This window comes from Citrobacter sp. Marseille-Q6884 (genome assembly GCF_945906775.1).
Taxonomy (GTDB): Bacteria; Pseudomonadota; Gammaproteobacteria; order Enterobacterales; family Enterobacteriaceae; genus Citrobacter.
This window is the reverse complement of sequence record NZ_CAMDRE010000001.1, coordinates 2,866,552-2,884,862: the sequence shown is the minus strand read 5'-3', so window position 1 is coordinate 2,884,862 and position 18,311 is coordinate 2,866,552. Positions and strand designations below refer to the sequence as shown.

General features: G+C 49.0%; 15 protein-coding genes. 4 read left to right on the top strand and 11 right to left on the bottom strand.

Annotated features, from left to right (window positions below; translation table 11 throughout):
- Positions 1-87: 87 nt before the first annotated feature.
- The gene (locus N7268_RS13685) at positions 88-780 is read right to left on the bottom strand and encodes a DUF421 domain-containing protein (protein ID WP_260863303.1); all 693 of its coding nucleotides are present in this window, start codon (positions 778-780) and stop codon (positions 88-90) included.
- Between the two features lie 136 nt (positions 781-916).
- On the opposite strand from N7268_RS13685, the gene ycaO reads away from it, so the two are divergent.
- From ycaO to N7268_RS13665, 4 genes are all read left to right on the top strand, one after another.
- On the top strand, positions 917-2,677 hold the full coding sequence (gene ycaO / locus N7268_RS13680) for a 30S ribosomal protein S12 methylthiotransferase accessory factor YcaO (RefSeq protein WP_260863302.1): 1,761 nt from the start codon (positions 917-919) through the stop codon (positions 2,675-2,677).
- 404 nt (positions 2,678-3,081) lie between these two features.
- The gene (gene focA, locus N7268_RS13675; protein ID WP_003831909.1) at positions 3,082-3,939 is read left to right on the top strand and encodes a formate transporter FocA; all 858 of its coding nucleotides are present in this window, start codon (positions 3,082-3,084) and stop codon (positions 3,937-3,939) included.
- 59 nt (positions 3,940-3,998) lie between these two features.
- The gene (pflB, locus tag N7268_RS13670; RefSeq protein WP_260863301.1) at positions 3,999-6,281 is read left to right on the top strand and encodes a formate C-acetyltransferase; all 2,283 of its coding nucleotides are present in this window, start codon (positions 3,999-4,001) and stop codon (positions 6,279-6,281) included.
- Positions 6,282-6,778: 497 nt separating this feature from the next.
- Entirely contained in the window at positions 6,779-8,017 is a 1,239-nt protein-coding gene (locus N7268_RS13665; protein ID WP_153983835.1) for an acyltransferase family protein, read from the top strand.
- 1,137 nt (positions 8,018-9,154) lie between these two features.
- On the opposite strand, the gene N7268_RS13660 is transcribed toward N7268_RS13665, so the two are convergent.
- From N7268_RS13660 to N7268_RS13615, 10 genes are all read right to left on the bottom strand, one after another.
- Positions 9,155-10,852 (bottom strand): phage baseplate assembly protein V, encoded by a 1,698-nt coding sequence (locus N7268_RS13660; RefSeq protein WP_260863300.1) that lies wholly within the window; start codon positions 10,850-10,852, stop codon positions 9,155-9,157.
- Positions 10,852-11,361: a hypothetical protein gene (locus N7268_RS13655; RefSeq protein ID WP_048231835.1), complete on the bottom strand. Its 510-nt coding sequence runs from the start codon at positions 11,359-11,361 to the stop codon at positions 10,852-10,854. Before N7268_RS13655 ends, N7268_RS13660 begins: the two co-directional genes overlap by 1 nt.
- 46 nt (positions 11,362-11,407) lie before the next feature.
- On the bottom strand, positions 11,408-11,950 hold the full coding sequence (locus N7268_RS13650; protein WP_260863299.1) for a hypothetical protein: 543 nt from the start codon (positions 11,948-11,950) through the stop codon (positions 11,408-11,410).
- Between the two features lie 187 nt (positions 11,951-12,137).
- Positions 12,138-12,518 carry a tail fiber assembly protein gene (locus N7268_RS13645; protein ID WP_231586485.1) on the bottom strand — a complete coding sequence of 127 codons (381 nt, stop codon included), beginning with the start codon at positions 12,516-12,518 and terminating at the stop codon, positions 12,138-12,140.
- 8 nt (positions 12,519-12,526) lie between these two features.
- Entirely contained in the window at positions 12,527-14,176 is a 1,650-nt protein-coding gene (locus N7268_RS13640) for a phage tail protein (protein ID WP_053065172.1), read from the bottom strand.
- A 20-nt stretch (positions 14,177-14,196) separates the two neighbouring features.
- Complete coding sequence (locus tag N7268_RS13635) at positions 14,197-14,730, bottom strand: phage tail protein (RefSeq protein WP_048231759.1); 534 nt, start codon at positions 14,728-14,730, stop codon at positions 14,197-14,199.
- The gene (locus N7268_RS13630) at positions 14,723-15,907 is read right to left on the bottom strand and encodes a baseplate J/gp47 family protein (RefSeq protein WP_153983880.1); all 1,185 of its coding nucleotides are present in this window, start codon (positions 15,905-15,907) and stop codon (positions 14,723-14,725) included. Before N7268_RS13630 ends, N7268_RS13635 begins: the two co-directional genes overlap by 8 nt.
- Complete coding sequence (locus N7268_RS13625) at positions 15,885-16,229, bottom strand: DUF2590 family protein (RefSeq protein ID WP_048231761.1); 345 nt, start codon at positions 16,227-16,229, stop codon at positions 15,885-15,887. Before N7268_RS13625 ends, N7268_RS13630 begins: the two co-directional genes overlap by 23 nt.
- The gene (locus N7268_RS13620; protein WP_048231763.1) at positions 16,226-18,145 is read right to left on the bottom strand and encodes a phage tail tape measure protein; all 1,920 of its coding nucleotides are present in this window, start codon (positions 18,143-18,145) and stop codon (positions 16,226-16,228) included. Before N7268_RS13620 ends, N7268_RS13625 begins: the two co-directional genes overlap by 4 nt.
- Positions 18,142-18,282 (bottom strand): DUF6890 family protein, encoded by a 141-nt coding sequence (locus tag N7268_RS13615; RefSeq protein WP_171847541.1) that lies wholly within the window; start codon positions 18,280-18,282, stop codon positions 18,142-18,144. The genes N7268_RS13620 and N7268_RS13615 overlap by 4 nt, the downstream gene beginning before the upstream one ends.
- Positions 18,283-18,311: the final 29 nt, after the last annotated feature.

Genomic DNA, 18,311 nt, shown 5'->3' with positions numbered 1-18,311 from the left:
TGGGTAAAACTGGCCAGGGCAAAAATGAGCTATCGATCACACAACAGAATCTATCGGATTGACGGCTAAAAACCGATATTTTTGCTGTCAGGTCACCCGTTTCGCCCGACTGGCCTTCGACCATTCTGGATTTGCACAGCGCGGACATAATTGATGATCTCCGGCGCGCATTTGAATCACTTCACTACAGCGCACACAGGCATAGTCCCCCTCGTCGGGCACAACCTTAAAGCGTTGCGTACAGTGTTTGGGAAGAATACTGAGCCCGGGTTTAACCTTTTCATCTTCGAAGAAATAGACGCTGATCTGTCCGTTCGTTTCAAGGATCGCCAGCCGAACCTGGCCGAGCTGTTCAACGCCGTTAAGACGCAACTCCATAAAGAACTCAAATTCCGTCATATTGGCGCGATGCAGTTTCGACCACGCCAGCTCACCATCCTCAATGATGACCACTGGCTTACCTTCCAGTAAGTCTTCCAGCTTTTCGCTATGCGACATCAGCCACATAACGAGTCGATAAAGCAACGCCAGAGTGATAAATACCACCAGCACCGGAAGCATCGGGACATCGTCATAAAACGCCACATCTCCAGCCGCGGAACCGAGCGTAAGGATGATCAACACTTCAAAAAGTGACATCTGCCGCACGCCGCGACGCCCAGTGAGTTTTAAAAAAAGAAAAACCAATATAAAGGTATAGAGGCTACGCAGCGCAACCTCGCCAAGAAAGTCCATTGGCACCTTATCCAGCGCCATACGGTGCAAATCAAATGATTTCATACTTACGCTCTTAACGTTGTGAACTGTGTGAAAGCATAGTCAATACCTTTATTTATGCCGCAGAAGCGGCGGCGATAGCGCCATTCATCTAAAACCCGTATCATTGCGCGCTTTCCGTACGACAAAAGTGATTTTCATGACGCAAACATTTATCCCCGGCAAAGATGCCGCTCTGGAAGATTCCATCGCCCGCTTCCAGCAAAAATTGCTCGACCTCGGTTTCCATATTGAAGAAGCTTCATGGCTGAATCCCGTCCCTAACGTCTGGTCAGTACATATTCGCGATAAAGAATGCGCGCTGTGTTTCACCAACGGTAAAGGTGCGACAAAAAAAGCCGCGCTGGCTTCCGCGCTGGGCGAATATTTTGAGCGTCTTTCAACTAACTACTTCTTTGCTGATTTCTGGCTGGGTGAAACTATCGCTAACGGCCCGTTCGTACATTATCCGAACGAGAAATGGTTCCCACTGACCGAAGATGATGAGATTCCTGCAGGTCTGCTGGATGCGCGTCTGCGCGCGTTCTACGATCCAGAAAATGAACTGACCGGCAGCATGTTGATCGACCTGCAATCCGGCAATGAAGAACGCGGTGTCTGCGGTCTGCCGTTTACCCGCCAGTCTGATAACCAGACTGTTTATATTCCGATGAATATTATCGGTAACCTGTATGTCTCTAACGGAATGTCTGCAGGTAACACGCCGAATGAAGCGCGCGTTCAGGGGCTGTCTGAAGTCTTCGAACGTTATGTGAAAAACCGTATCATCGCGGAAAGCATTAGCCTGCCGGAAATTCCTGCCGACGTGCTGGCGCGCTATCCGGCGGTTGTCGAATCCATCGCTAAACTGGAAGCTGAAGGCTTCCCGATTTTCGCCTATGACGGTTCACTGGGCGGTAAATACCCGGTTATCTGCGTAGTACTGTTCAATCCAGGCAATGGCACCTGCTTTGCTTCGTTTGGCGCACACCCGGACTTCGGCGTGGCGCTGGAGCGTACCGTCACTGAGCTGTTGCAGGGTCGCGGTCTGAAGGACCTGGATGTCTTCACCCCACCGACGTTCGATGATGAAGAAGTGGCTGAACACACCAACCTCGAAACCCACTTTATTGATTCCAGCGGTTTGATTTCCTGGGATCTGTTCAAGCAGGATGCTGATTATCCGTTCGTTGACTGGAATTTCTCCGGCACCACGGAAGAAGAGTTCGCGACGCTGATGGCTATCTTCAACGCTGAAGATAAAGAGGTCTACATCGCCGACTATGAGCACCTGGGCGTGTACGCTTGCCGCATTATCGTTCCGGGCATGTCTGACATCTATCCGGCCGAAGATCTGTGGCTTGCTAACAACAGCATGGGTACCCATCTGCGTGAAACCCTCCTCTCTCTGCCGGGCAGCGAATGGGATAAAGAAGATTATCTCAATCTGCTCGAACAGCTGGATGAAGAAGGTTTTGATGACTTTACCCGTGTACGCGAACTGCTGGGTCTGGCAACCGGTCCAGATAACGGCTGGTCCACACTGCGTATCGGCGAACTGAAAGTGATGCTGGCGCTGGCCGGCGGTGACCTGGAGCAGGCACTAATTTGGACAGAATGGACGATGGAATTCAATGCCTCTGTCTTTAGCGCCGAACGTGCAAACTTCTACCGTTGCCTGCAAACGCTGTTACTGCTGTCGCAGGAAGAAGACCGCCAGCCGATGCAGTATCTGAATGCGTTTATTCGTATGTACGGTGCTGAGGCGGTTGAAGCGGCAAGCGCGGCTTTGAGCGGAGAAGCGCCGTTCTATGGCCTTCAGGCCGTGGACAGCGATCTGCACGCCTTCCCGGCGCATCAGTCCTTGCTGAAAGCCTACGAAAAACTGCAGCGTGCGAAAGCGGCACACTGGTCAAAATAGTGGCAAACAGCCTGCACTGAGTAGGCTTCAACAATTGACTACGCTATATTACGGGGCGCTTTTGCTGCCCCGTTTTTTTATTTTTACGTAATTAAAAATAAATGTAAAAACAAGGTTAAATATTAGTAGTTGATATTAAAAAAATTAGCTGACTGATGTTGACTTTTATCCAAATTACTCCATTTTAATTAACCGTTCATCAAGGGGGTAAGAGAAAAAATTCAACTCACTTTATAATTTTTAAAATTTATTTTTATTTAGATAATCAACAAGTTACACCGTAATCGCATAAAAACCATGCGTCTTACGGGCCTATAAGCCAGGCGAGATATGATCTATATCAAATTCTCATCTATAATGCTTTGTTAGTATCTCGTCGCCGACTTAATAAAGAGAGAGTTAGTGTGAAAGCTGACAACCCTTTTGATCTTATTCTACCTGCTGCTATGGCCAAAGTTGCCGAAGAAGCAGGCGTCTATAAAGCAACGAAACATCCGCTTAAGACGTTCTATCTGGCAATTACTGCCGGTGTATTCATTTCAATTGCCTTTGTTTTCTATATCACCGCCACAACCGGTACCGGAACAATGCCTTTCGGTATGGCAAAATTGGTGGGTGGTATCTGCTTTTCCCTGGGGCTGATTCTTTGTGTTGTCTGCGGTGCTGATCTCTTTACCTCCACCGTACTGATTGTCGTCGCTAAGGCAAGCGGTCGAATTACCTGGGGTCAGCTGGCCAAGAACTGGCTTAACGTTTATGTCGGCAACCTGATTGGCGCCCTCATCTTCGTGTTACTTATGTGGCTGTCTGGCGAGTATATGACCGCCAATGGCGCGTGGGGGCTTAACGTTCTGCAAACGGCCGATCATAAAGTGCACCATACTTTTGTTGAGGCTGTTAGCCTGGGCATTCTGGCAAACCTGATGGTCTGTCTGGCCGTATGGATGAGCTACTCAGGCCGCAGCCTGATGGACAAAGCGTTTATCATGGTATTACCGGTCGCAATGTTTGTTGCCAGCGGTTTTGAGCACAGTATCGCAAACATGTTTATGATCCCGATGGGTATCGTAATACGCGATTTCGCTACACCGGAATTCTGGACCGCTGTCGGTTCCTCTCCGGAGAATTTTTCTCACCTGACCGTAATGAATTTCATCACCGATAACCTGATTCCGGTTACGATCGGTAACATTATCGGCGGCGGTTTGTTGGTCGGGTTGACATACTGGGTCATTTACCTGCGTGGTAACGATCATCATTAATCTGTTGATGTTCATTACACGCAGTAAATAAAAAATCCACTTAAGAAGGTAGGTGTTACATGTCCGAGCTTAATGAAAAGTTAGCCACAGCCTGGGAAGGTTTTACCAAAGGTGATTGGCAGAATGAAGTAAACGTACGTGACTTCATTCAGAAAAACTACACTCCGTATGAGGGTGACGAGTCCTTCCTGGCTGGCGCAACTGAAGCGACCACTGCACTGTGGGACAGCGTAATGGAAGGCGTTAAACAGGAAAACCGCACTCACGCGCCTGTTGACTTTGACACCTCCGTTGCTTCTACCATCACTTCTCACGACGCAGGTTACATCAACAAAGCGCTCGAGAAAATTGTTGGTCTGCAGACTGAAGCTCCGCTGAAACGTGCGATCATCCCGTTTGGCGGCATCAAAATGGTTGAAGGTTCCTGCAAAGCGTATAACCGCGAACTGGACCCGATGCTGAAAAAAATCTTCACCGAATACCGCAAAACCCACAACCAGGGTGTATTCGATGTTTATACCAAAGACATTCTGAACTGCCGTAAATCCGGTGTTCTGACTGGTCTGCCAGATGCGTATGGCCGTGGCCGTATCATCGGTGACTACCGTCGCGTTGCGCTGTACGGTATCGACTTCCTGATGAAAGACAAATACGCTCAGTTCGTTTCTCTGCAATCCGATCTGGAAAACGGCGTAAACCTGGAAGCGACTATCCGTCTGCGTGAAGAAATCGCTGAACAGCACCGCGCGCTGGGTCAGATCAAAGAGATGGCAGCTAAATACGGCTGCGATATCTCTGGTCCGGCTACCAACGCTCAGGAAGCTATCCAGTGGACCTACTTCGGCTACCTGGCCGCTGTTAAGTCTCAGAACGGTGCAGCAATGTCCTTCGGTCGCGTATCCACCTTCCTGGATGCTTACATCGAACGTGATATCAAAGCAGGCAAAATCACCGAGCAAGACGCTCAGGAAATGATTGACCACCTGGTCATGAAACTGCGTATGGTTCGTTTCCTGCGTACTCCTGAATATGATGAACTGTTCTCCGGTGACCCGATTTGGGCAACTGAATCTATCGGTGGTATGGGCGTTGATGGCCGTACTCTGGTTACCAAAAACAGCTTCCGCTTCCTGAACACCCTGTACACCATGGGTCCTTCTCCGGAGCCGAACATCACTGTTCTGTGGTCTGAAAAACTGCCTCTGAACTTCAAGAAATTCGCCGCTAAAGTGTCCATCGACACCTCTTCTCTGCAGTACGAGAACGATGACCTGATGCGTCCGGACTTCAACAACGACGATTACGCTATCGCTTGCTGCGTAAGCCCGATGGTTGTTGGTAAACAAATGCAGTTCTTCGGTGCGCGTGCAAACCTGGCGAAAACCATGCTGTACGCAATCAACGGCGGCGTTGATGAAAAACTGAAAATCCAGGTTGGTCCGAAATCTGAACCGATCAAAGGCGATGTTCTGAACTTCGACGAAGTAATGGACCGCATGGATCACTTCATGGACTGGCTGGCAAAACAGTACGTCACCGCACTGAACGTTATCCACTACATGCACGACAAGTACAGCTACGAAGCCTCTCTGATGGCGCTGCACGACCGTGACGTTATCCGCACCATGGCGTGTGGTATCGCAGGTCTGTCCGTTGCTGCTGACTCCCTGTCTGCAATCAAATATGCGAAAGTTAAACCGATTCGTGACGAAGACGGCCTGGCTGTTGACTTCGAAATCGAAGGTGAATACCCGCAGTTTGGTAACAACGACTCTCGTGTAGATGACATGGCGGTTGACCTGGTAGAACGTTTCATGAAGAAAATTCAGAAACTGACTACTTACCGTAACGCTATCCCGACTCAGTCTGTTCTGACCATCACCTCTAACGTTGTGTATGGTAAGAAAACCGGTAACACCCCAGATGGTCGTCGTGCTGGCGCGCCGTTCGGACCGGGTGCTAACCCAATGCACGGCCGTGACCAGAAAGGTGCTGTTGCCTCTCTGACCTCCGTTGCTAAACTGCCGTTTGCTTACGCTAAAGATGGTATCTCTTACACCTTCTCTATCGTTCCGAACGCACTGGGTAAAGACGACGAAGTTCGTAAGACCAACCTGGCTGGTCTGATGGATGGTTACTTCCACCACGAAGCGTCCATCGAAGGTGGTCAACACCTGAACGTTAACGTCATGAACCGCGAAATGCTGCTGGATGCGATGGAACATCCGGAAAAATATCCGCAGCTGACCATCCGCGTTTCTGGCTACGCAGTACGTTTTAACTCCCTGACTAAAGAACAGCAGCAGGACGTTATTACTCGTACCTTCACTCAGACCATGTAATTCCCAGTCTGACTGAAAAAGCGTACAATAAAGGCTCCACGTAAGTGGGGCCTTTTTAACAGGTAGTTCCCCTACCCGTAGCCTGTTTCGTCAGCTATCTATACTTAATGGATGACTGCCAAAACAGACTCGACACAGTGAACAACTGTGCACTTACACAGGCCCCGGATGGGCCACATCTGGAGAAACACCGCAATGTCAGTTATTGGTGACTTTTTCTAGAGGGTAACACAATGAAATAAAAGGATTTATTTCAGACGGCGTCCATATATTGACCACATTAACTACTAAGTCCCTTTAGATAGGGACTTTTCTTTTACTGAAACATCTTCGCTACATGTTTGCATCTTACTTAAAGAAAAACATCCCAGTGATTAAAAAAACAACTATCAACTATACTTTTTCAAATTAAATTTTGCATGTTCTTGCTTCGAGAAACCATAGAAAAACGAATAACCAATGGTATAATCGCTGCCATTTTCAATAAATGATATTACATGATGACAACTGTAAACCTCAGCATTACAAGCATAGTCCTTTCTATCGGAGTTTCTTACTTAGTATATTTTATATTGGGAAAAATACCTAAAATATCGTCAGCAATGAATAATGATGGGTTAGGGAAATATATTTATCTCGACTCTATCAGAGGAATAGCAGCTACACTTGTTTTCATTCATCACTCGATAATGATATATAATTTTTACTACACAGGTCAATATGGACCAAATGGTGCTTTTAGTTACGAATCGCAGTCAATAAGAAATATTTATACATATTTCGGACAAGCATCTGTAATGATATTCTTTATGATTACTGGCTTTCTTTTTTTCGGTAAGCTATTAAATGCCGACAATAATTTCAACATTAAAAAATTCTATGAATCAAGAATAAGACGCCTTGTCCCCGCAGCTTTATCTGGATTTGTTTTACTTTTTATTGTAGCACTACTCCTTACAAAAAAAGAATCCTCACTGCCCTTTTTAAAATTATTAATAGGATGGCTGTCATTTGGTTTTATCTCGCTACCAAACATTAATAATTCAATACCAGGTTGGGTTCTTAATGCCGGAGTTTTCTGGACATTGGCCATTGAGTGGAAATTCTATTTCCTACTCCCATTTATGTCTTATTTCATTCACGGAAAAAAAACTGCCATTTCGTTTTTAATCGGCTCATTCGTCTTAATCACTCTGCTTCATAAAATCAATCAGATTGATAAACATGACGTTGTTGTTTATTCTTGCTTCTTGTTCGGACTTCTTGCCGCATTAATTACCAGAATCAATTCAGCACTTCTAAATATAATTTTACCGAAAAGAATAACCGCGTTAGCCGTTATAGCGTTATTGATAATCATTTTCAAAAAACATGATAATGCTTACAACTTATCGGTAGCTGTCGCAATATTTGCTTTCTTTTTGATTGTAATCTTTAATAATTCTATATTTGGTATACTTAAATCAAAAACTCTTTCGTATGCTGGAAAAGGCAGTTATAGTATATACATTTTACACGCTCCTATTCTTAATTTGGTTTGTGGCATTATAATACCCGGAAAATCATACTATGTCAGCCTTGTACTATCTGCATGTTTACTTGGGTTAATAAGCTTTTTAAATTACGTATGCGTTGAACGTGTTTTCATGAAGAAAAACACATTATCTAGTAGTGAAGTAGAAAAAAAGTCAAACATATCTGTGCAACTTAGTGATGTTAAAAGTATCAAACAATAGAATAAACTGATCGTTTTATAAGAAAAGCTCTTTATATCTTACCAAACTGCCCCATATATACGGGGCAGTTTTATGCATTCAAAATCATCAGCAATCATGACCACTCCCCCCCTTCCGATTGTTCAGATAAAACCACCTAATCGCAAACTATCGTAATCTACCGCATAAAGATGAAATGTTAATACTCGGATCTATCCCCTTCCCCCATTCTGGATCGCGCGTCGGAAAAACCACACAACCACACAACCCTATCCAAAACACATCTAACCAATTGAATAATCGCTGAAATATTTGTGTGGTTTATACCCTCACAGACCCACACAAAAACCCACACAGAAAATAATATTCATATATATCAGAACATTAAAAATCACAGTTGTGTGGTTCCGAAACCCACACATTGTGTGGCTTTTGTGTGGCTTTTGTGTGGTTTATAAGAATCAATATTTATTATATATATCATATAGATAACTATACTTTTTAAGAGTTGTGTGGTTTGTGTGGTTTTTCCGACGCTCCCCCGTGACTTTTGAAAATCCTCACCATGGTCGTTTTTTGTGCTGATTTGTTGGTGTTAATGTTGGTATAAATGTTTAAGTATTGTATCGCCCGCTAATAACTGTATCCCGTCACTGGCAGTGAAGATGATTTCAGTTACACACCTGACCGTAACCCCGCGCCATTGCTAGCCTCGCTGTATTTTTTGTTGGCTCTGTTCCGAAATCGGCATTACGTAAAAAGTCACGTAATCCGTGATGAACCCGCGCTGCATCTGACGTTAACCATTTCGAGGTTCCCTACGATATGGTCTGCCAACTGAAATTCACTGAAATCATTTGCACAGCGTGCAATTGTTGTTTTTCGCCATGCCCCCAGTGCTGGCGCGGTCTGACGGGGTGAATTGCACAAAATCCCAATTGCAAAAAATTCTCAACACGAAAAGCGCAGGCGGGTGCGGTGTAGCGCGGTTTCCGTGACGTTTCCGCTTCCGCCGTAAATCGCCGCCAGATTTCGTCAGCGCCTCGCTGTGACGTTGTGGTGTATGCAGGTGGGTCAATGGGTACAGGTGGATGAGCGCTGTTCTGCGTGGCGTACAGGCGTAAAAAAGCCCGCGTTCAGCGGGCTAAGGGTGACAAGTCAGGCGATGATTCCCTGATACTTTGTTCGTGTGTCCCCGGCTTTCGTGGCCGTGCCGGTGAATGACGTTGCGTTGGTTGGCGTGCCAGTAGATGGATGAGTGTGCGAGGCGCATGCGGTGGCCAGTTCTTTCACCAGGTCAATTGTCTCAAGTAGCATCTGCAGGGCGTTAACGTTCTCACTCCCGATATGAACGGTCGGCCCCATGACCTGTTGACCTGCAGCGGCTACCGATTTGCGCAGACCTGCAATCTTCTCTGTCAGTGCTGCGGCTTCCGTATTGATATTCCCGGTCACCTTCACTGACTGGTTACCACCAATTTCGGTTGTAGCGTTTTGCCCCACGTGCGCCACGTAATTGGCCTGGGTGCCAATCGCATAATCACCGGTGCTGGCCTGCTGAATGGCACCGGCCAGCAACTTCGCCGGCCCCATGACCTTAGTCGTATCTGCCGCATGGATGACGGTATCGCGCTGCGTAATTGTTCGCTGTTCGGTATCAGCTTTCACCTCACGGTGCATAGAGGTTTCAGCAATAGTCTGGTCTGTAGTACGCTGCATGTGCCCTTCCATTGTCACACGGCTGGACACACCTTCGCGCTGCTGCTGAAGCTGCTCGCCGGGCTTGACATCCGGCAGGCTGGTACCGTCTGGCAGGGTTTGCCGAATAAAGGGTTTATCCGGTCGCCCGTCCATGAATGCCACTTCAACTAGGGTACCAACTGGCGGGAACTGAAACTGGCCACTGTCGTGACCGGCCATCGGTACCGGAACGGGTACCGCTTTATACACCGGTGTATCTGGCACCGGATTACCATCTGCGTCCTGCAGCTGCAGATCAACGGCATAGCGCGGTCGGAACTCGTTGGCGATATTACCGCTGCTTACGGGTTCACTGTGTGCGATAACCACTGCACGACGTGGTACATGCAGACCGCCTGCCAGCTCTGGGAAAGCCTTCTCCATCTGGCGTTGTATAAGCGGCTTACTGACGGGCTTGCCGCCGGCATCGAGCGGCGTCCAGGTCAGCAACATATCGTCGTTCATCAGCCTGACCATGGTGATACGCTGACCGTTCACCATCGCCCCGGGACGTAATGTCGGTACCATGGGGATCGTCATACTGTCGCCGGCCGCGGTTGCCTGATTAAACTCAGCAGGGATTACCACCGGCTTTCCGGCCAGCAGACTGTGAGCATAACTGCCAGTGAACATATTGCCGTCCGGCAACTGATACCAGACATAATCAGGAATACTGAATGCGCGACCGAGGCTGGCCAGCAATTGCCAGCCGGTACCTGCATGCGTGAAATGGGCTATGGGTTTGTCGGTATACCCGGCCCCAGTGGGGAGTGTGAACATCAGCCCGGAGTGACTGCCCAGCCAGTCAGTGATAATACGCAGTGTGGGATGCTGAAATGAACAGGGAACCTGTCTGTCCAGCGTGCCAACAAGCTCCCGCACAAACAGCTTTACGCTGCCGTTCTCGGCTGGTTGCGACCGTTCCACATAACCAGTAAACCAGCGGTACATCATTTCGGGATAACCAATATCGAGGCGCACCAGTTTACCGGTGTAATCCTCTGCTGTGACGGCCGTGATAAAACCACGCCCACCGGCTGACAGTTCCAGGACAAGATTGCTGTCCACCAGGGGGATTTCTTCTCCTGAGAGATACAGGCGTTTAATTGGCCGCATCAGTCCACCACCTTTCCGAGCGTATCATTCACCGGCTTGAGCACCGTTTTCTCAAACCATGTCAGCTGTTGGTCGGACTCTTTTGCACCGGCGCCAGCCGATGCTTCACCTGTCTGTTTTGCCGCTGCAGAGCCATTACGCGCGTCATTACGCGCCTGGCGTTTCTCTGGTACGCTATGTTTTTCACGTAACGTAAACTGAACAGCCCACGCCATTTTCCCGTCCTGCTCTGCCGCCTCAAGCTTGCCGGCAAAGACCACCTGACGAATGCCCACAACATTGGCCGTCAGGTTAGCCACACGCCATGTTTTCATCGCCCCCCCACCCGTTGTTGTGCTGGCCATCGTGGCAAGTCGAGTAAGCGTCTTATCTTCCGCAAAAGGGATCAGACCGCTTACCTGCAGTTCTTTGGCCTTAATCCCCTGCTCTGCATGTGTGGTGCTGGACGTCTGGCCGCTCTGGTCTTTGTCCTGATACTGCATACCGAGCGTGATGCGCAGATTCTTCATGATGATGGCCTCGCCATCGAGCGCGAGAATGATATTAGAGTATGAGTTAGCCAATCATTGCCTCCAGTGCGCTGAGATCACTTCCTGTGAACAGAATGGCTGCAGTATGTACTGCGTCCGGATGGGGAATATTTTTTACCAGCTCAACTGCTGTCGTCATCACTGGTCCTTTCATATTGAAAAACCAGGCTGGCGCTGATTTTTTCTGTAAGTCCGTTAATCCCTGACTGATGCTGGCCAGCGCACTGGCTCTTTCACTGGCAAAACTGGTTAGCATGGAGGCTATATCGCTGATACCAGCACTGGCTGCTGCTTCAGCCTGTGCTGCCTGAGTACGCAGCGCATTTAATGCTGCTCGCGTTGTATCCGTTGCCACCGTTACTGACGCAGGAAGCGCGGCTGTCACATCTGGCAGTTGCATTTTCACCTGTTCAAGTTCGCCAAATGACTGAGCCAGCCGGCGCACCTGTTTAAGTTCCGGCATTGGCAGAACAGACGACACCGAATCAAGTGATGAAAGCAGCTCATCATGGGTGTTTTCACACACCATCATGACGATGTTATGGGTACCAGCTCCGCTTTCGAGCAATTTTTTTCCCAGATACTGAATGGCATTAAGAGGGCTAAGGTAACCCCCGGTACTATTGTGCTGACCAAGTTCGGGGATCCAGGCATGAACAGGGATGACAGAGCATGATAATTGCTCCAATACTGCTGGTAGCTTAATCGTTGATTTTGTCCACATATAGCGTTCATCCTTTTGCTATAACAAAATCTTATGCAGATTCGACGCCAAGAGAAATGACACCGTTACTATATTGCCATTTACCGTCAGCCTGAGCGTTCTCAGGAATGGAACTCGCCGAAAATTCTACGACAGAACAATCAAACGGCCATAATCCAGAGATATCTGTTGTAATGGCAGTAACAATCCCCATAGCGTTGTATTGTATTTTTACTGTATCGGTACTGAATTCATTTTGCGTCAGATACCAGTCCTCGCCGTCTGCCGATTGTAAAAACTGAATCCCCCCAAATATCCGGTTGTCAATATCGTTCTGAGTTTCCTGCTCTGGATAAAAATGGCCAACCAGTTCAAAAAACCGGTCACCATTAGGTTGATAGCTGGTGAAATTTTTAAAATGTTTCAGTTTCATTTTGTGCCTTATAGTTGATTTATTGTCGCCCATGAGCCATTGATATTTACCTGTAACGGTCGATATCCAATATATGTCTCTGATGATGAGCCGCCGCCGACATCGAGACCTGTCATTACACATCCTGTAGGAACCGCTATATAACTCTCATTGCTACCATATCTTGACTCTTGCCCGAGTCGGGTCTGGCGCTGATATTTCGCGTCACATTCGGCTTTTGTATAAGCGTTGATATCACCTGGAGTTGGCAGATTCCCTGTCGTGATTATTGTTCCGCCAACTGAAGGAAATACAATGTGAATCTGATCGGCATTTGATGAACCATCACCACGGCGGAAATATATGTAAAGATTGCCCTTATTTTGTTCGATACCGACTGTTTTCCCCACGGTGTTATCGTCGAGAGAGTCATCAGTAAGCAATATGTTGGGATATAAGCCCTTTCGACGCAGAACTCCTGTAACATCCCCCCCTGTTTTCTGCAATGCGCCGGTGATACGTGAATCATCTCCGGCCGCCACCGTTCCTGCCGTTGTTCCTGTGTCTTTAGTCGCAGAATTCCCCAGACCAAGATTAGTTCTGGCTCCTGTTGCATCCGTGGCACCCGTGCCACCCATGTTCAGCGCCAGTGCGACATTTTCCTTCAGAATGTTGTCATAGACATACCAGGATGTGTCATCAAGAATCAGACGCATATTGGGATTGCCACCAGTCTGAACAAAACGATCCAAAGAGATATTTTTTCTTACCTGAGACTTATCAGATATATCTGCTAAGTTATTCTCTTTACGAAGATAATCATCGCTGGCCTGCTGTTGTGACAATGAACCTTTTGGACGCAAATCCGTAACTGTTCCATCAGCATTAATTTCTGCTACAGCAAAAACGTAATGCGAGACGTCATTTTTTACATAATCACTCAGGGTATCTGCGACTGTCGCTGATGTTCGTACCTGCCAGACACTGGTCAACGTGCCAGTAAAACAAGCGTCTACCCAAACTTTCGTCGGTTTAGTTGTGACAGTCAGAGCCTGATCCGCAGTAATAGAGACACGTAAGCCAGCAACATAACCAACACCGGCAGTGACGCTGTAATTATTTCCGCTGCGTTTGACCAGAAAACCATCCCCCAGAAAAGCCCCCTGGCCGTATATGTCTACGTTCTCCAGTCGTACCCGCTCATCCATCCCGGCAAGACGCGCCGTGAAATCAATCTGCCATGTTGCAGCCGGTATGGTTATTTGCGTTTCTTTCTTAGCTCCGACATATTCCATCAGGAACGAGCGAGTCAGGACGTTACCCTGCACACCGGAGGCGTTAGCCACTTTGTGTTGCACCGGCGCATGCACAATCATAGCCAGGGTGTTTGATGCCTTGTTGACCAGACCTACCCAGTTAAAATCGAAATCACCCACGGCAGTCCCGAGGGTAACGGAATACACCACGGCGTTTTCGTTCACCACCCCGGTCAGCGTAACATCGGCACGATGCACAATCTGCGCCGCTGGCGGGATGGCCTCAGCCGGATCAATCGGTGAGGTGATGTCGAGATTCGGCACATTGGCAAAAATAAAACTATCCAGCACTACGGCAGCACCAGATGCTGCCTGCTGGGCCTTAAGCTGTTCAAACGCTGTAGTAATGACTGTCTGTGACATAATTTCTTCCCTGAATTACATTATTTTGAGGCGGTATAAACCACATAATCGCCGGTGTACCAACCCGCCCGAATATCTAGCGTATTGATGGTGATCACCTCGTAGTCATAACGCCTGCAGGTACGTCCGTACTGCCGGATAATTTCCCGCAGCAACTCACCGTTAGACGCTATCTGCCCGTCGCTGACACGGATGGTGATCACATCCCAGTCTTTACCCGTCTGGCGCTCGAGCAGCTCGACATACCCGATGCCGAGACGATGAAAAATGGCAATGAACCCCTCAACACTTCCCGCGTCTCGGGCATTCACCCATGCGAACGCCACACGTTTACGATACAAATCCAGTGGTTCACCGTTAAACCGGGTGATATCGCGTTCCCACGCCAGCAAATTCAGGATCGCAAGTGGGCATATCAGCGGATCAAACTGCTTTGCAGGCCATATCAGCCAGTCATATAGCTGTGACCAGAATTTTTTGCAGGCGGCCAGCAATTTAGCCAGTTCACCTTTGTTCATCCAGAAAGGCAGCTTCAGCTGCGAGAAATCAGGCATTGGCAAGACTCACTGTCAGAGTTTTCAGACGAGGAACGGCGAGATCACTGCTAATATCTGTGAGAGAAAACACCACCGAATCGACATACTGAAACTGTTCATGCAGCTCGCGTCCCAGCTGCGAAAAGGAAAAACGACTGTAAGGCCAGGTCTTAACGACGTCATAGTCTGTATTTTCCCGGAACGCGCAGCGAATAAGGTTTATTACTCCTGTTTTCAGTGTTGCCTGTTCATCACTTGTCAGATTAGTCAGATTCACAACATACACTGTCGCGGTTAGATCATGCTGGGTTTCCGGCATGGCCATACACTGCAAATCATCACCGTGGCCATGGTGGCCTTGAGTGGTAATAAAATCGTTAACGGCTGTCAGAAACGGTTGTGAAGCCTGCCCACTATCCAACAAAAGATAGGCGTTCGCTGTTCCAGCACCACGTGGGGCATCGTGTTTGAAAAAGATGCGATCCACAGATAGACCCGCTACGCCAGCAATCATCGAACGATAAACCGCATCGGTATGGTAATTGCCCACCAGATTGAACTGGTTGCGGCAGCGTTCCCGCAGTTCATCATCGGACTCATCATCCCCACCAGGTGTCGTCAGCCAGTCGTCTTCATTTGCTACACTGGCAATACCCGTAACAGCTACTGGCAGAATACGATAATACCCGGGAGCAAGATTCCAGGCGGCTCCGGCTCCGGTTGCCTGCACCGGGATCAGAGCCGATACGGTACCTGCAGGGATGGCTGTATCGACTGTCACTGACAGCTGATAGAGAGTGCCGTTAATACGCTCGGTCTGAACTATCGTGCCTGCCGGTACGGTAACCACCTGTGCTGCTGAGGCTTTGGTAAAGCGAATAACGCCCAGGGCCGCACTGGCAGGTTTTGGGGTGATATTCAGACCCCAGGCCAGAAGACGCAATAATTGACCGCTGGCGGTCGCAACAAACATATTGCTCATAACAACGTTAATCAGTGCACTAATGATCCACATCACCGGTGTCGTGATAAGTGCAGTAATCAGACGCCAGAACGGCGACATGCGCGAGGTGTTTGTTATCATGCCCTCTGCCGTGACAATCCGGTTAAACTCGGCACGAACAGCATCTTCAGTGACCGGCATTCCCGCATCCTGCAGGACTTTCTGAAAATCAGGCTTCGGCATTTCCATAATCAATTCCCTGTGAAAGTGGTCCGAAATCGTAGGTATCTGCAGTGATAAACAACCGTGTGGCGCTTTCCTCTGTGACTACTGCAGTCCCCGGAACGATGCGCTCATCGTCTTCAACAAGCAAAATCATCTGGGTGAAAATATCACTACGCAGCGTCGGGCTGCGCTCGGCAATCAGCGCGGTGGCAAGACCGCTTTCCATTATGGCGTGAACCAGATCCTGCCCAATGCTGTAACGGTTATTACACAGCATCGGTTCATTACCCCCGTTCAGAACAATATCCCCGCCAGTAATCAACAGATCGACGTAAAGCGGCTCACTCATCCCTGTGTCTCCTGCCATTCCCGCATCTGGCCTGGAGTCGGCATCTGTTGCACCTGTATAGTCGTGCTGCCATACGTTCTGCGCTGATCAATGGTGGTCTGACCGCCACTGACCGCGCCTGAGGCGAGAACACCATTGCGCCCTACGCCTTGAGTGGTACCACCAGTCAGTAAATCCGGGCCAACAGCCGGCGCTGCCGGTAATGCGCTGCCGGCATCGATACTGATACCCGGGATCATGTTGAGTTTGTCGATAATCCATGACCAGGTATTGCTGAACATCGCTTTCACGCTGTCCCATAACCCGGAGAACAGCTCACCGATGCCAGATACGACGCCCTGAATGGCCGCCATCGGTGAAACCGCCGAAAAATAATCACAGATACCCTGCCAGCCTTCCGCAATAGACTGCCAGCCAGCGGAAAACGCAGCAGTAACGCTGTCCCAGTGCGTAACCAGCAAATAGGCCCCAACGCCCAGCGCCACAATGGCAGCAATCACAGCCAGAACCGGCCAAAGCAGCAGGTTTGTCGCAATACCGGCTGCACCTGTGGCGATGCTGTAGGCAAGCATTGCGCCACGGATGAATACCAGAGTTGCCTGAAACACCGTCATGGCTCCACGACAGAGCCAGAGAGCTGCAGTAAAAAGTTTCGCCGGCAGCGTGATAACTATCCAGGCGGCACGAAAGGCGATCATCATCAGCCTACCGACACCCAGCATAATATTGAGTGTGGCACCGGCCGCTGCAGCGCCAAGAATGGCCATAACCACCAGACCGATAGATTTAGTGATATGCGGAAACAATTCCTGCCAGCGCATAAACTGTTTGCCGGTGTCGGCCACACCGTTAAGCAGCGGATAAATGGTCGGTAACAACGTGCTGCCTATGACGATTCGGATCGCGTCCATATAGGCCGTCAGACGTTCCCACGGGTCAACCATGTTTTTGGCCATATTGACGGCATAGTCCAGACCTTTGGTATTGCCGATAGCGTCAATATTTCCTTTCAGCGTATCGGTGTTATTGATGAGCAACTTAATCATGGCCACTGCTTCATCAGAGCCGAATGCTTTCTTGATGAGATCGGAATCGGCCACCTTGCTGAGGTTGCCGTATTTACCACGAATAAGATCCAGAATTTCCGGGGTACTCTTCATCTTGCCGCTGGCATCAGTAAACGCCAGCCCCAGCGCTTTCTGTGCACCACCAACACCGGCGAGAAACGCTTTGTACTTGGTGCCCGCTTCTGATCCCGACATAGTGGACTGCAGTTGGCCAAGAATGGCGAACTGCTCAGACACCCCGGCACCTGAAGATGTCGCAGACGCACCGAGTGCGGTAAACGCGCCAGCCATCTCGTTACCGGACGTTTTAAACATCTTCACCGCAATAGCCGTTTTACCGGCGATATCTTCCACCCATTTGGCATTTCCCATTTCAGCGGCATCTTTACTGAAAATGCCGTACATGGTGCCCATATAGGAAGTGATCGTGCCGGCATCCGCTTTCGTGGCTTTTGCCAGCACGTTTGAAGCATTGGTGAACGCAGCCAGGTCGTTACCAGCAAGACCAGAGATGGCCGACTGGATATCGTAAGAGGATTTAACAAAGTCGGTGGCGCTGCCGCCGTATTCAATAGAGAAGTTCATCGCTGCGTCACGCAGCGAGTTGAGCGCGTTCTCGGCGGTACCGAGGCTTCGGACTTCCCCGAGGGCCATATTCATCTCATGCGCCGGCTCGAGTACAGCCTTGATGCCCATCCCGACACCAAACAACCCTGCGCCACCGACTGCAATATTGGAAAAAGCCTGACGGGAAGAGCCTGCAAAGCCCTTAACCCCGGCCTCTGCCTGTTTCAGCGGCCGGGTGATTTTGTCAATCAGTGAGAGGGTAAAATCGAGTTGTGCGCTCATTTGTCACCGTTCAGTGCCAGCGCGATGCCGCCTGCGACGGCCTTGCGCATGTTCTCCCAGTGACGGTTATCCAGCCAGATGGCCGCAGCAATGCTGTCAGGATCGTCGCCGTCCGCTGGCAACCAGTGGCGGCGCAATATCAGGTACTGCGCCAGCCCGTTATCAT